Source organism: Dietzia sp. SLG310A2-38A2, from assembly GCF_014145095.1.
Taxonomy (GTDB): domain Bacteria; phylum Actinomycetota; class Actinomycetes; order Mycobacteriales; family Mycobacteriaceae; genus Dietzia.
The window spans coordinates 4022-17940 of record NZ_JAALDX010000260.1 but is presented as its reverse complement, the minus strand read 5'-3'; the positions used below and the strand labels follow the sequence as shown (position 1 = coordinate 17940).

Sequence of the window (13919 nt, the reverse complement as noted above, 5' to 3'; positions counted from 1 at the left end):
TGGCATCGCGCCGTAGCGGTACACCCGCCCCGCGCGGGACCGACGGGTGGCCGGCAGCCAGATCTCGGGCGGCGCATCTGGCGGAGCCGAGTCGTCGCCCCACATCAGTGCTGCGCTACGCCCGCGCAGCACCCCCTCGGGCCAGGTCCGCGCCAGCGCCACGCTCCGCAGCCGGAGGTCGTCGACCTGGTCGTCCCGCCGGTAGAACCCGTTCCAGATCCGGACGTACCGACCGCGGTCCCGTGCATCAGGCACGGCCGCGGCCAGTTCAGCGGTGGTCAACGGCCCCGGGGGCAGCTCACACGGGTTCTGCGCGGCGGGGCCCAGCCTGGCTGCGGTCCGGGTCCGGATCGGGGTGAGTGCGCTCATGCTGCTCACTCTGCGAGACGGCCTCCTCCGCTGGGTTCCGGAAACCCCTTCCGAAGGGCCGGACTGTGGATGAGCAGTGCCTGTGGATGACCGCCGGGGTGGCGGTGACACCCTGCTGAGTCAGCCCCGCACACGCGGCCCGAACCGCCAGACGAGGAGGGCGAGGAACGCCAGCGCTGTCACCTGCACAGCTACTGCGGAGATGCCCCCCATCGTGAACGTGAACGGGCCGAGTACCCCGCCGAATCCTCCGATGAAGAACACGATGAAGCTGAAGGCGGTGTTGAGCTGCGCAGAGTGATCGGGCGAGGTGGACAGGGCCTGCACCTGGTTTCCGGACAGCGCGGACTGTGTCGCCCACGTCGAGAAGAAGAGCACCACTCCGAAGAGCACAGGGGAGCTATGGGTTGCGTAAATCGCCGAGGACGAGAGCAGGAGGACCGTGAGGAACAGGCCAGTCATCCGGCGGGCTCCGTACCGATCGATCATTCGACCCGACCAGGGGGTGAGCAGACCCGCCACCAGGCCGACAAGTCCCAGTAGGCCGGCCTGGGTCACCGACCAGAACAGCGGGAGGCCGGTGAGATGCAGGACCATCACCGCCCAGATCGAGTTGAATGCTCCGAGCACCAGCGACTGGGTGAAGGCTGCCCTGAGGAGAACCGGATTGCCGCGGGCACTCCTGAGCGCTGCAGAGACCAGAGCCAAGTGCGACAGTGGGCTGCCGACCGGCAGGACAGCACGACCGAGCGCCCACAGAGTCGTAGGGAGGGTCAGCACGACCAGGAGCGCACACCCGACGATGGTCCATCGCCACCCGATCCAATCCGCCGACACGCTGGCGAGTGCCCTGCCGCCGAACAGTCCGACGAGCAAGGCCCCGACGAGGACCGAGTTGGTCACCCCACGCTTCTCGGGGGCGCACATCCTGTTTGCCGCCGGGATGATGACCTGCGCGAGGTTCCCCAACACCCCCACCGCGAAGAACGCCGCCGTCGCCGCTGTGGCGCTCTGGGACAGTGCAGCGCACAAAAGTGCCGCAGCGAGCACTACCGCCTGCACCGCCACCTGCGTCGACGACCGGACCCGAGTGCCGAACGGGACGAGGAAGAGAATCCCGGCCGCGTAGCCGAACAGCGTGCTCGCTGCGATCACACTCGACGTCTGATGTGACACGCCGAGATCTGACGAGATGGCGGTGAGCAGTGCCTGGGGTATATAGACGGTGCTCGCGGATATCCCACAGAACACGGCGAGAGCGAGGAGTCGAACAGGGGTGATCCGCTCATGTGAGTGTGTGGGCATATTCCGATTCATCTCGTGGGGTCACCTGGGGATATCTACGACCTCCTCGCCGCAGCGGCGTGATCAAGCAGTTCCGATACGGGTGGGTCTCACGCCACTGCCTTCGCTGAGTCCCTCAACACGGGGGTCTTCTTGTGGAAGCCTGTCGCCGACTGGAAGGCATGCGCGGCGCGGATCAGCAACTGCTCGGAGAAGTCACCACCGCACAGCTGGAATCCGATCGGCGTTCCCCTCTCCGTGAATCCACCGGGGAGCGTGATGGTCGGCGTACCACTGATGTCCAGAGGAGCCGTCGGCACCAGAAGGCCCGCCAGGAGCTCAGGCGAGGTGCCGAGCGACGCCATCGTGTCGGTCGTGGGGGACGCCAGACCCGCGCCGGGCAGCAGAATGAGATCGACATCGTGGAAAATTCGTTTAAGTCGCCCGGTGAAGGCTCGCCGCCGCGACAGCAACGCCTGGTACTCGACCGCGCTGAGTTCGAGCCCGAGGTCGATGAGATGCGCCAGTGCCGGGCCGTATTCGCCCGCCCGAGCCGGGTACGTCGCCGCGTGCGCCGCGGCCGTCTCCACCGCGCACATCCTCTCCCAGTCCGCACTGATGCCCGCGAAGTCGGGGAGTTCGATGGGATAGACGCCCCACCCCAGGGCCTCGATGATGTTGACAACCTCGGTCAGCATCGCCTGGGTCGGCGGATCGAAGGTCGCCGTGAGCTCCCAGTCGATTCCCACGCTGGGGGCCCGGTCGAGTCGCAGGTCTGCAGCGTAGTCCGGCACCGCGTCCGGCACCGCGGTCGGATCGTGTGGGTCCTCTCCGGCGATCGCGGACAGCACCACTCCCGCATCCCGGGCACTTCGCGTCATCGGCCCGATGTGGTCGAGACTCTCGGCCAGTTCGAAGATGCCGTATCGACTCACCCGCCCCCAGGTGGGTTTAATGCCTGTCACGCCGTTCTGCGCGGAGGGCAGTCGGATCGAGCCACCGGTGTCCGAACCGAGCGAGGCGTAGCAGAGTCCCGCCGCCGTGGCGACGCCCGAACCACTCGAGCTCGACCCGGTCCAGGTACCAGCGTCCCACGGGTTCACCGGGGTCGGCAGCGACGGATGATGCTCGGCGTAAGCGCCCTCGGTCATGCGCAGCTTCCCGGTGATGACGGCGCCCGCCTCCTTCAATCTCCGCACGACCGTGGCGTCGCACGGGGGCACGAAGTCGGCGTGGATCGTGCCGCCGGCCGCGGTAGGGGTGTCCGCCGTGTAGCAGAGGTCCTTGACCGCGACCGGTATCCCGTGGAGCGGACCGCGGTACCTCCCCAACGCGATCTCCGCATCGGCGGCGCGCGCGGCCTCGAGGGCAGATTCAGCGGTGACCGTCGCATAGCTCCGGAGCCGGCCGTCATACGCTTCGATGCGCTGCAGGATTCCCTCGGTCAGCTCCACCGAGCTGACCTGACGGCCGCGGATGAGTTCCGCGACCTCGGTGAGCTCCGAGAACGCCAGATCCCCGATGGTTCTCATGAGGCCGCTCTCAGAGGTGCCAGGGTGCCGATGTGGTCGGTCGCGGTCTCGTAGACCGACGCCACGCGCAGCACGTCCCCTTCACGGAACGGCTTGCCGATCAGCTGGGCGCCGAGCGGTAGTCCGCCCTCGGCCGTGTAACCGACGGGCATCGAGAGGGCCGGCAGGCCGGTGAGGTTGCCCGGTGCGCAGACGCGACTGTAGGCGGTCGTCGCGCCTTCGATGTCGTCCGGCGCCCATTCGAAGAACGGGTGGTCGGCGCTCACGGCCGGCCCGGGGATCGTCGGCGCCAGGAGCACGTCGATGTCGTTGTACATCTCGCGCCACCCCTGCTGCATGAGCGTCCGGGTCCGCAAGGCGTTGATATAGCTCGTCGCCAGGACACCCTCGCCGACCTCGAGGAGGGTCAGGACCTCGTCCGTGAAGAGGTCTGGGGTCTTTCGCAGTGCCTCCTGGTGGTAGGCGCTCGCCTCGGCGAGCATGATGGTCCACGCGGTGGACAGCACCTTGTCCGCGAGCGGTATCTCGACCTCCACAAGCTCCGCGCCGAGATCTTCCAGCACGCTCGCGGCGGCCATCGAGGCCTCCCATATCTCGGACTGCACGCGCTCGTTGTAGAAGTTCGTCGGGATGCCGATCCGGGTCCCCTTTACCGACCCGCCGAGGTCGGAGGTCCAGTCGGGTACAGGCTTGTTGACGCTCGCGGGATCGCGCCTGTCATAACCGGACATCGCCGCCATGACGAGCGCGGCTTCGCGGACGTTTCGGGTGAGCGGACCGACGTGATCCAGGGACCAGGAGAGCGACGCGACTCCCACCCGCGGGGCACGTCCATAGGTCGGCTTGATACCGACTGTTCCGCAGACCGACGCGGGGATGCGGATCGACCCCCCGGTATCGGACCCGAGCGCGACGGTCACGCCGCCGGACGCGATCGTGGCTCCCGAGCCTCCACTCGATCCACCGGGGACCGTCGCGGTGTTCCAGGGGTTCCTGGTGTTCGGCGTCGTCGCACCGAACGCGAACTCATGCGTCTGGGTCTTGCCCACGACCACCATGCCGGCCGCGGTGAGCTTCTGCACACTGGCGCTGTCGGCATCCGGCACGTGGTCCGCGCGGACCTGCGAACTCGACGTGGTGAGGATCCCCTCGGTGTCGTAGAGGTCCTTGACCCCGAGCGGGATGCCATGGAGCGGGCCCTTGTACTTCCCGGCGACGATCTCCTTCTCTGCCGCCCTGGCCTGCGAGAGTGCCAGTTCCTCGGTGATCGTGACGTAGGCGTGGATATCCGGTTCGACCTCGCGGATCCGCCTGAGCGCGGACTCGGTGAGCTCGACCGGGGACAGTTCCTTGGCGGCGATCAGATCTGACGCCTCGGTGAAACTGAGTTCGTACGGTTCCATGGTCGTCACTCCCACTCTGCGTTGAAGGCGGTCGCGGGTGCGGTCTCGCCGAGAGGCTGGAACGGTTCGGTGTTCGCGATCTCCAGCAGCGGTGTGTAGTCAGCGAGCTTGGCGGACAGGCGCTCGTCGGTGACTCTGGTGTCGGCGTAGTCAAATAGCGCTCTGACCGCCTTTTCCGTGAAGACCCTCGGTTTTTCTGGCACGGAATTTCTCCTTGTGAAGTGTGTGTTGCGGGGAGTTCTCGTCGAGGTCTGACAGCTGGGGCTCTTAGAGTGGAGGGAACAGGGAGTTCCAGTCGGTCCGCTTTTCGAAGGCGCGGCCGATGGCGAGTGCCAGGGCGTCGGCGCCGGGCGCCGACATGATGTGCATGCTCACGGGCATGCCGCCGGCGGTGAGCCCTGCGGGCACGGCGAGTCCCGGTGCACCGAGGAGATTGGCCTGGACGGTGAAGGCGTTGAGGCCCGACAGGGTCGACATCTCCCGCCCGCCGAGCACCATCGATGTTGCACCGAGCGGCGGCGGCTCCGTCCCGACAGTGGGGGTGATCACGGCGTCCACCTCCGCGAACATCGCGTCGCACGCCTTCTTGAGTGCCGCCTGGAAATCGAGAGCCTCGAGGAGATCGACAGCACCCAGCGCGAGGCCTGCGTCGAGAGCCGCAGCGACGTCTGGTTCGAAGTCCACTCGACGCGCTGCGAACCGATCGCGGTGATAGAGCGCCGCTTCGGCTGCTGCGATCGTCACCACGGCGTCTCCGCATTCCTCCGGGGTGGGGAAGGTGAGGGGAACGAGCCGCGCACCCGCCGCCTCGAGTTCCCGCGCTGCCGCGTGGACGGCCTCGGCGATGTCGGCGTCCGCCGTGTCGAAGAAGAAGCGCTCTGGGATGCCGAGTCTCAACCCCCGCACGCCCCGGTCCAGCGAGGCCACCGCGTCGGGCGCCGGGAATCGCCTGCTCCCGGGATCGGTCGGGTCGAATCCGGCGAGAGAGTCGACGACGGCCGCGGCGAGCGAGACGGTCGGGGCGAGGGGGCCGGCGTGGTCGAGGGTCGGGCTACAGGGGGTGATGCCGGTGCGGCTGATGAGCCCGAAGCTGGGTTTGAACCCGACCACACCGCACACCGCCGCCGGCATCCGGATCGATCCGCCGGTGTCGGTGCCCATCCCGATCGGGACCACGCCTGCCGCCACGGCCGCGCCCGAGCCACCACTGGACCCGGCGGGAACGCGGTCGAGGTTCCACGGATTACGGGTGGGAGGTGACATTGCGCCGAAGGCGTACTCGTGGGTCACCGTTTTACCGACGATGACGGCCCCGGCCTCACGGAGCATCCTCACCGCTGCGGAGTCGGCGGGCCGCGGGACGACCTCGGCCGCCCTCGATCCGCTGAGAGTGGGGTGGCCCGCGACATCGTAGAGATCCTTGACCGCGACGGGTACCCCGGCGAGCGGGCCGATGATCCCCCTCGCGCTCACGGCATCAGCCTCGGCCCGGGCCTCGGTCTCGAAGAACTCGACGAACGCCGAGATCTTCGGCTCGACCTCGGTGTAGCGGGCAACGACCGAGTCGACGGAGTAGGTCGTGCCTGCGATCTGCTGGGGACTGATGGTCATCACGCCACCTTCGGTTCGAGAACGGCCTCGAGGAGCTTCTGCGTGACCTCGCTCTTCGGGTGGCGGAGCACCGTATCGACTGGTCCCACCTCGGCGAACCTGCCCTTGTGGAGCACTCCGGCTGAGTCGCACATGTGCTCGACCAGGGCGAGGTGATGGGTGATGAGCAACATCGTGAGCCGTCGCTCGGCCTGCAGGTCCTTGAGCAGATTCAGCACCTGCGCCTGCACCGAGACGTCGAGAGCCGCCGTGGGTTCGTCGAGGACGAGGAACTCGGGATCAGTGGTGAGTGCTCGCGCGATGCCGAGGCGCTGCCGCTGCCCACCTGAGAACTCGTGTATGTACCGGTCGTAGTGGCTATCGTCCAGGCCGACCTTCTCGAGTAGTTCCATCACCCGCCTGGTGGCCTCCTTGCCGTCGCAGAGTCCGAATCTGCGCAGGGGTGCGCCGACCTGCTGGCCGACCGGCAGGCGAGGGTTGAACGCCGAACCGGAGTCCTGGAATACGACCTGGACCTTCTGGCGGATCCGTCGCATACGCTCGCCGCTCTGGTTGGTCGTCTCGCTCCCGTCCACAACAACGTGCCCGGAGGTGGCCTCCTCGAGGCCGAGGATCATCCGACCGGTGGTGGTCTTCCCGGAACCGGATTCCCCGATCAACCCCCAAGTCTCTCCCCGTCGGATAGAGAAAGAGATGTCGTCGACGGCCACGACCTCCCGACTCTTCTTGCCGAAGCCGCCCGAGACGTTGAAGACCTTGCGCAGGTTGATTACTTCCACGAATTTGGTATCGCTGGTAGACATCGTCAGGCCTCCTGGAAGACGTTGAGTCGGCGCTGGCCGCGAGGGACGGTCCGGGCCGAGTCGTCGAGGTGGAGCTTCGGGACGGAACTGATGAGTGACCGGGTGTAGGGATGCTCCGGCGCGCTGAGAACCTGGTGGGCGGTGCCCTGCTCGACGATGCTGCCCTGCCGCATCACAGTGACCGTGTCGCACATGTGCGACACCACGCCGAAGTCGTGCGTGACCATCAAGATGGCGGTGCCGAGTTCCTTGTTGATCTCGAGCAACAGGTCGAGGATCTGTTTCTGCACGGTCGCGTCGAGGGCCGTGGTCGGTTCATCCGCGAGCAGGAGTCTGGGGCGGGCGGCGAGCGCCATGGCGATGACCACGCGTTGCCGCTGGCCACCGGAGAGCTGGTGCTGGTATGCGCGCAGCTTCTGCTCGGGATCAGGCATCGCCACGAGTTCGAGCGACCGCACCGCTTCCTTGTAGGCGTCGGCTTTCGACAGCTTCTGGTGGAGTCGGATCACCTCGACCATCTGGGCACCGACGGTGAACGATGGGTCCAGGGCACTGAGCGCATTCTGCGACACCAGGCCGATCTCCCTGCCCCGGATCTTGACGAGCTCCTTCTGTGACAGCTCCAGGAGATTCGTCCCGTTGAGGAGGATCTCCCCGGACGAGATCTTCGCCCGTCGCGTCCCGAGCAGCCCCAGGATCGTCATCGAGGTCACTGACTTGCCTGAACCGGATTCTCCGACGAGGCCGCGGATCTCCCCCTCCCCCACGGAGAGGCTGACGTTCTTCACCGCGTGGACGACGCCGCCGTCAGTGTGGAAATCGACGCTGAGGTTGTTGATGTCAAGCATTGGGTCTCACGCTCGCTCTCTTGGAAGGCGCGGAATCAGGTGGTCTGCTTGCGGGGGTCGAGGGCGTCGCGGACGCCGTCACCCAGCAGGTTGAACGAGAGGGCGACCACGAGGATGGCGCACCCCGGGATGGTGGCCACGTGCGCGTATCCCTCTAGGAGGACGCCGGCGCCGTCGGCGGTCATGATCCCCCAGTCCGGTGTCGGCGGGATGATTCCGACGCCCAGGAAGCTCAGTCCGGCGGCAAGAACGACCATCAGGCCGCACAGGGTGGTCGCGTAGACCACCAGGGGCGAGACGACGTTCGGGAGCAGTTCCTTGAAGAGGATCTCCGGGGTCCGTGCTCCCCCCGCCCGGGCTGCCTCGATGTACTCCCGGGACGATTCCTGAACCGTCGACGTGTACGCCACCCGGGCCATGTAGGGGATGAGGCTGATGCTGATCGCGATCATCACGTTGCCCAGCCCCGCGCCGAGCACGGCCGCCAGCGCGATGGCCAGAAGGACGAGCGGGAAGGCGAACAGGACGTCGAGCAGTCGCATGAGCGTCTCGCCGACCCGGCCCTTCGCGTACCCGGCGATCAAACCGATGAGCAAGGCGACAGGGAGGACGATGAGGACCGGGAACACCGCGACAGACAACGAGTACCGGGTGCCCCAGATCAGCCGGGACAGGATGTCTCGGCCCTGGCCGTCGAGCCCCAGGATGTGGCCCTCCGTTCCGATCCCCTCGAGTCGTCGAGCAGAGTCCCCGATGGTCGGATCGTAGGGACTAAGTACCGGCGCGAGAATCGCCACGGCGACGGCGAGGAGCAGGATAATGGCAGCGACCGCGGCCATCCTGTCCCGCATGAACGCGCGGAGCGCGAGCAGTAGGCGGGAAGGACGCTGTGCGGGCTCCGTGGGACAAGGAGCGGCCTCGTCTGCCGCCGTGCTCCCCTGCTCGTGGTCGCCTGCCGTGTCCTTAACCGGGGATGTGCCGAGGATCGAACTCATGCTGTGACCTTTCTGCGGGTGCGGGGATCGAGCACGCCCACTGCCGTGTCTGTCAGCAGATTGACGATGACAAAGACGAGCGCGATGAAGAGGACGCCGGCCTGCACGAGCGGCATGTCGTTCTGCGTGATCGAGGTGTAGAGCTGGTACCCGAGTCCCGGCCAGGAGAACACCACTTCGACGAAGATCACTCCGCCGAGGAGATAGCCGATCTGGAGCCCGATGACGGTGACGATCGGGGGGAGCGAGTTCCTGAAGCAATGCCTCCAGAGGATTGAGCGCTCCGAGATTCCCGAGGCCCGCAGGGTGCGGATGTAGTCCTGTTCCATCGTGTCGACCATCACGCTGCGCGTCATTCGGGCGATGACGGCCAGTGGAACAGTCGCCGCGGCGATCGCAGGGAGGACAAGGTGCATCAGGAGATCACCCATTCCCCCGCCGAGATTCCGCGCGCTCGACATTCCGGAGGTTGGGAACCACCCAAATTGAAGGGCGAAGATTCCGATCAGCATGAGACCGAACCAGTAGACCGGGACGCTCGCACCGGCGAGTGAGACGAACATGGAGACCCGGTCGAAGATCCCGTACTGCTTGCGAGCGGCAATGATCCCGAGCGGGACGCCGATGACGATGCAGAGAACCAGCGCCGCGAACGACAGCACCATGGTGTTCTGGAACCGCGGCATGATGATGTCGAGAACCGGCTGGTTGATGGTCAGCGAACGACCGAAGTCACCGGTCAGCAGCCCGCCCAGGTAGCTGAAGAACTGCATGACCACCGGTTGGTCGAGACCGAGCTCCCGACGGACGGCCTGAACAGCGTCCTCCGTCGCACCCGCCCCCAGAATCGTCCTGGCCGGATCACCGGGAACCAGCTGGAGTAGAAGGAATACGATCAACACCACACCGAACAGGACGAAGACGGTCGACCCGAGGCGCTTGACTACCACGAGCATCATGGCCTAGTCCTCGAAGTTCAGGCTGACGCCGGTGAGGTCGTACCACTCCTGGCTGGCCGAGACCCAACCCTCGACCTCCGGGGACAGGATGTACGGGGCACGGTCATTGACGATCGGCGCGAGCGCTGCGTCGTCCGTGGCGATTTGGTTGGCCCGCTGCCAGAACTCGACCGACTCCTCTTCCGACGCGGCCGTGATCGCCTGTTCCATGACGGCGTCGAGCTCCGGGTTGTCGTAGTAGCCGACGTTCGGTCCGTTCGGGGCAATCATGGCTTGCGAGGTGACGATGTACAGCCAGTACGGGGTATCCATGCCCCAGGACATCTGCATCATCCCGACATCGCCGGCTCCCTCGCCCCAGCGACCCAGATAGGAGATCCACTCCATGGTCTGGATCTCGACATCGATGTTGATCTCGGCGAGGTTCTGCTGGATGAACTCGGCCATCGGCGCCGGGACGATCTGACCGGATCCGTCGACCGAGGTCGCGAGGCTGGTCGTGAAGCCGTCCTCCAGCCCGACCTCCGCGAGGAGCTCGCGCGCCTGCTCGAGGTCACGGGCGTATGCGTCGGTCCGCTCGACGTACGCGTCGTTGGCCGGCGCCTGGATGTCGTACGCGGGTTCAGCCGTCCCCTGGAGGAGGTTGCCGGCCATCCCCTCGCGGTCGATGGCCAGGTTGATTGCCTGCCGGACCTCCGGCATCGACATGTACTCGTCCCGCATGTTGAAGGAGAGGTACCAGACGTGGGGTGGTGCGCCGTCGGACAACTGGAAGCCCTCGTCGACAAGTTGTTGGACCGAGTCCGGCGACGGCACTGCGATCACATCGACCTCACCACTGCGGATGGCGGCCGAACGGCCGGCGGGATCCGGGATCGGGCGGAAGATGACCCCGTCGAGCTCTGGCACCTCGCCCCAGTAGTCGTCGTTCCGCAGCAGTGTGATCCGTTCGCCGCGGACGCGCTCCTCGAACGCGAACGGGCCGGTACCGGACGGGTGCTCGGCGATGTCCTCTCCGTACTCCTCCAGCGCGGCGGGGCTGATGATGCCGGTGGATCCGTTGCCACCCTGCGCGAGCATGCGGAGGAACGGGGAGAACGGCTGGTTCATCCGGACCACGACCGTGTGGTCGTCGACCGTCTCGACCTCCTCCACGAACTGCCATACATAGACCGTCTGACCGGCAGCGGTGGCGTTGTACTGGGGAGACGACTCGTCCCACATACGCCGGATGTTGTACTCGACCGCCTCGGCGTCGAGGTCGGTTCCGTCGTGGAACGTGACGCCCTGGCGGATGTTGAACGTGTACTCCAGACCGTCGTCGGAGATCTCCCACGATTCCGCCAGCCCGGGTCGCAGTTCGGGGACTGCCGCCTCCTCGGACGGGGTCTTCAGGTCGTGCATTACGAGAGGCTCGTACATCTGGGAGTTGATGCGCCAGGTGACCCAGCCACCGGCGACCTGCGGGTCGAGGACGTCTGCCTCGGACTCGATCCCGATGATGAGCGTGTGGTCGTTCCCGCCTCCGCCTCCGGCACCGCCACACGCGGTGAGGGCAAGGGACAACGTGAGCCCAGCCGCGATCGCTGTGGCCCGACGTTTCCACCCAAGGTATTTAGCCGATTTCTGCATGAGATGCGTGCCCTTTCCTTGAGCCACCGGCCGCCAAAAAATTGGCCGCCTACCCGGAATTCACTGTGCGAAGAACAGTAGAAAGGGCCACTAGGTTCTGTGAATACGTCATCGTGCGTATTCCTCAGCAGACGGCGCCACAATGCGAAGATACCGGGCAAGAATGTGACCCAGCTCATTGTCACGCGCGTTAATATCCCTCGGAATAGACTGGGCGAATGCCCTCCGTCGGACTATTCAACAATTCGCAACCAACGTTACGAGCTGTTAACACCCTGTCGACACAGGGAGAAGCAACGGGTCGTCATACTTTCGTGCATCGATGCCCACCGCGACTGGAGGTCGGATCGGCATCCGTGTACGAGAGTTCTGGGGAGAACGATGAAGGCGACAACGATTCTCGAGGCAACACTCAACGCGGTCCGCGCGACTCAGGCGGACGTGGTCCCGCCGCTGACCGCAGCGCACGAAGCCCTCTCTGAACTCAACAGATTCGTGCAGTACCCGTCGCTGGAGATCGCGGAGTGGGATCCGGCGCGCGGGATACACCAGCCGCTACACACCAAGCGGTTCCCGCAGAAGTTGCTGGACGCGCTCAACGGCCAAGTGTTCCTGGACGACCTGTGCTGGCCCGCGCTCCACCGGGACAGACGACCCAAGGGCTGGGCCGACACCGATGCCCACATCAACCGCGCGGATTCGGCCCTCTATCAGGAGTTCATCCTCCCGCTGGGGTACCGGGAAGGCGTCTACCTGCCGCTGTTCCACCAGGAGCGCTATGTGGGGATGGTCACCGGGAACACCGACGCGCCCCGGCCGCCCGGCGAAGCGGAGATGGCCGCGTTGTCGGCAGCCGCTCCGGTGCTGGGTGAATTTCTTTTCCGGACCCGTGAACGACGCACTCGCAACGAGGCGGACGGCGCGCTCCTGCTCGACCCAGGGCTCAACCTGACGAGCTTCGAACCAGAGCACAGCCACGAGGTCGCGGAGCTCATCCGGTCCGTCCTGCTCCGGACATGGCCGACACGGGGGCAGGTCACGCGGTTCGCGATATGGCCCGACGAGGCGCCCGCGCCGGTCCATGTCCGGGTGGAGAGCGCCCGGCGAGGTGCCGGCGGGTTCTATGTGTCGTGGCGCGAAGGTCCGATGCCCGCCGGGCTCTCCCGGCGACAGGCGGAGGTCGTCACCGGAATCGTCGAGGGGTGTGGCAATACCGAGATCGGGGAGAGGCTGTTCACCAGCCCACGAACGATATCCAAACACGTGGAGCACATTCTCGTGAAGCTAGGGGTTCCGAATCGCAGCTCCGTCACCCGAATCGCGATGGTGGACGGGATCTACATACTCGGCCATCCAGCATTCTCGGGCCCCAGATAGAGAAATTGCGTCAAATGACGTATTCATAGTCTTCGACAATGCACCTAGGGTCGAGCCATGGACACATTTCGCACTCTCGTCGGGCATCGTCTCGAGGCGGATATCCACAATGCGCTGTCTCACCACGAGCATTCTGGACGGGTAGTCCGCCTGATTGTGCCGCAGTCCGAATTGGGTCGAAAGCGATTCAAGGCCGTGGACCAAGACGGTATCGAGTACGGCATCGCGCTCCCGAGGGACGTGACACTCCGGGACGGCTCGGTTCTGGAGCTGACGGACCGCCGCGCGGTGGTGGTCGAAGCACGCGAGACCGAGCAACTACATCTGCGGGCCGTCGACGCCGAAGGCGGCATCCAGCTGGGGTGGCACGCCGGGCATCTTCACTGGAAGGTCCGCATGGCCGGGCAGTACATGACGGTCCTGCTCGACGGACCGAGAGACGACTATCTCGCGCGGATCGAACAGCTCCTCCACAGCGGGGTGATCGAGGTGGTCGACTCAGCAACGGGGACGACCGGGGCGGCCGTCGCCGCCCACGAGCCCCACTCTCACGACGCGACGGCACACGGGGCGGGAACCCCACGATGACAGCGTCCTCGCGTACGGCGCTCCTGCTCCTCGCTGACCCGGCGTTCGCCGCGGGCGCCGGCTCGTTCTCCTCCGGTCTGGAGACGCTCGTGGCAGACGGGTGGGTCACCTCCCCTGCCGAGCTTGCCGTCCTGCTCGACGAGGCACTCGTGCACCGGTGGAATTCCTTCGACCGGGTGTTTCTCAAACAGGCCCACGGGTGTCATGAGCTGGATGAGCTGCTCGCGCTGGACTCGGAAGTGGACGTGCACCTCATCGGCGAGGCCGCTCGGAAGGCCTCGCGACGGGCGGGGCGGGCCCTGCTCGGGGTATGGGCACGGCTCGGCGACCCGCAGTCGTCCCACGTCCGGGTCGCTATCCCCGCGGGTGCCCACCTGCCCGTGGCGCAGGCCGTCGTGGCACAGGCGCGGGGCCTTGGGCTGCGGGACGCCGAGGCCCTCTCCGGATGGCAGGTCGTCTCGTCGTACTCGAGCAGCGCGGTGCGGCTCGGGGCCGCCGGACACCGGAGCATCCAGGAA

Annotated in this window: 13 protein-coding genes and 1 pseudogene; 3 read left to right on the top strand and 11 right to left on the bottom strand. The window is 66.2% G+C overall.

What is annotated here, in order from left to right; translation table 11 throughout:
- The 11 genes and pseudogenes from G6027_RS09585 to G6027_RS09535 all read right to left on the bottom strand — a co-directional run.
- Nucleotides 1-369: pseudogene (locus tag G6027_RS09585) on the bottom strand (hypothetical protein); the annotation flags it as partial.
- 120 nt (nt 370-489) lie between these two features.
- Nucleotides 490-1674, bottom strand: coding sequence for an MFS transporter (locus G6027_RS09580; protein WP_182636972.1), 1185 nt, complete (start codon nt 1672-1674; stop codon nt 490-492).
- 89 nt (nt 1675-1763) lie between these two features.
- A complete protein-coding gene (locus G6027_RS09575; protein ID WP_182636971.1) occupies nt 1764-3185 on the bottom strand; it encodes an amidase in 1422 nt (473 codons plus the stop codon).
- Nucleotides 3182-4588: an amidase gene (locus tag G6027_RS09570; protein WP_182636970.1), complete on the bottom strand. Its 1407-nt coding sequence runs from the start codon at nt 4586-4588 to the stop codon at nt 3182-3184. The genes G6027_RS09575 and G6027_RS09570 overlap by 4 nt, the downstream gene beginning before the upstream one ends.
- Nucleotides 4589-4593: 5 nt before the next feature.
- Complete coding sequence (locus G6027_RS09565; protein WP_182636969.1) at nt 4594-4791, bottom strand: hypothetical protein; 198 nt, start codon at nt 4789-4791, stop codon at nt 4594-4596.
- A gap of 64 nt (nt 4792-4855) precedes the next feature.
- Nucleotides 4856-6199, bottom strand: coding sequence for an amidase (locus G6027_RS09560; protein ID WP_182636968.1), 1344 nt, complete (start codon nt 6197-6199; stop codon nt 4856-4858).
- Nucleotides 6199-7002: an ATP-binding cassette domain-containing protein gene (locus tag G6027_RS09555; protein ID WP_182636967.1), complete on the bottom strand. Its 804-nt coding sequence runs from the start codon at nt 7000-7002 to the stop codon at nt 6199-6201. Before G6027_RS09555 ends, G6027_RS09560 begins: the two co-directional genes overlap by 1 nt.
- Before the next feature lie 2 nt (nt 7003-7004).
- Entirely contained in the window at nt 7005-7850 is an 846-nt protein-coding gene (locus G6027_RS09550) for an ABC transporter ATP-binding protein (protein WP_182636966.1), read from the bottom strand.
- Between the two features lie 35 nt (nt 7851-7885).
- Complete coding sequence (locus G6027_RS09545) at nt 7886-8845, bottom strand: ABC transporter permease (RefSeq protein ID WP_182636965.1); 960 nt, start codon at nt 8843-8845, stop codon at nt 7886-7888.
- Nucleotides 8842-9804, bottom strand: coding sequence for an ABC transporter permease (locus G6027_RS09540; protein ID WP_182636964.1), 963 nt, complete (start codon nt 9802-9804; stop codon nt 8842-8844). Before G6027_RS09540 ends, G6027_RS09545 begins: the two co-directional genes overlap by 4 nt.
- Nucleotides 9805-9807: 3 nt before the next feature.
- Nucleotides 9808-11370 (bottom strand): ABC transporter substrate-binding protein, encoded by a 1563-nt coding sequence (locus tag G6027_RS09535; RefSeq protein ID WP_241726996.1) that lies wholly within the window; start codon nt 11368-11370, stop codon nt 9808-9810.
- Between the two features lie 231 nt (nt 11371-11601).
- Between G6027_RS09535 and G6027_RS19490 the strand changes: the two genes are divergently transcribed.
- The 3 genes from G6027_RS19490 to G6027_RS09520 form a co-directional block, all read left to right on the top strand.
- Nucleotides 11602-12813, top strand: coding sequence for a LuxR C-terminal-related transcriptional regulator (locus G6027_RS19490; protein ID WP_182636962.1), 1212 nt, complete (start codon nt 11602-11604; stop codon nt 12811-12813).
- A gap of 57 nt (nt 12814-12870) precedes the next feature.
- Nucleotides 12871-13401 carry an urease accessory protein UreE gene (locus G6027_RS09525; RefSeq protein ID WP_182636961.1) on the top strand — a complete coding sequence of 177 codons (531 nt, stop codon included), beginning with the start codon at nt 12871-12873 and terminating at the stop codon, nt 13399-13401.
- Nucleotides 13398-13919: urease accessory UreF family protein (locus tag G6027_RS09520; RefSeq protein WP_182636960.1), on the top strand; the 522-nt coding region annotated here is incomplete at its 3' end. The genes G6027_RS09525 and G6027_RS09520, both read left to right, overlap by 4 nt.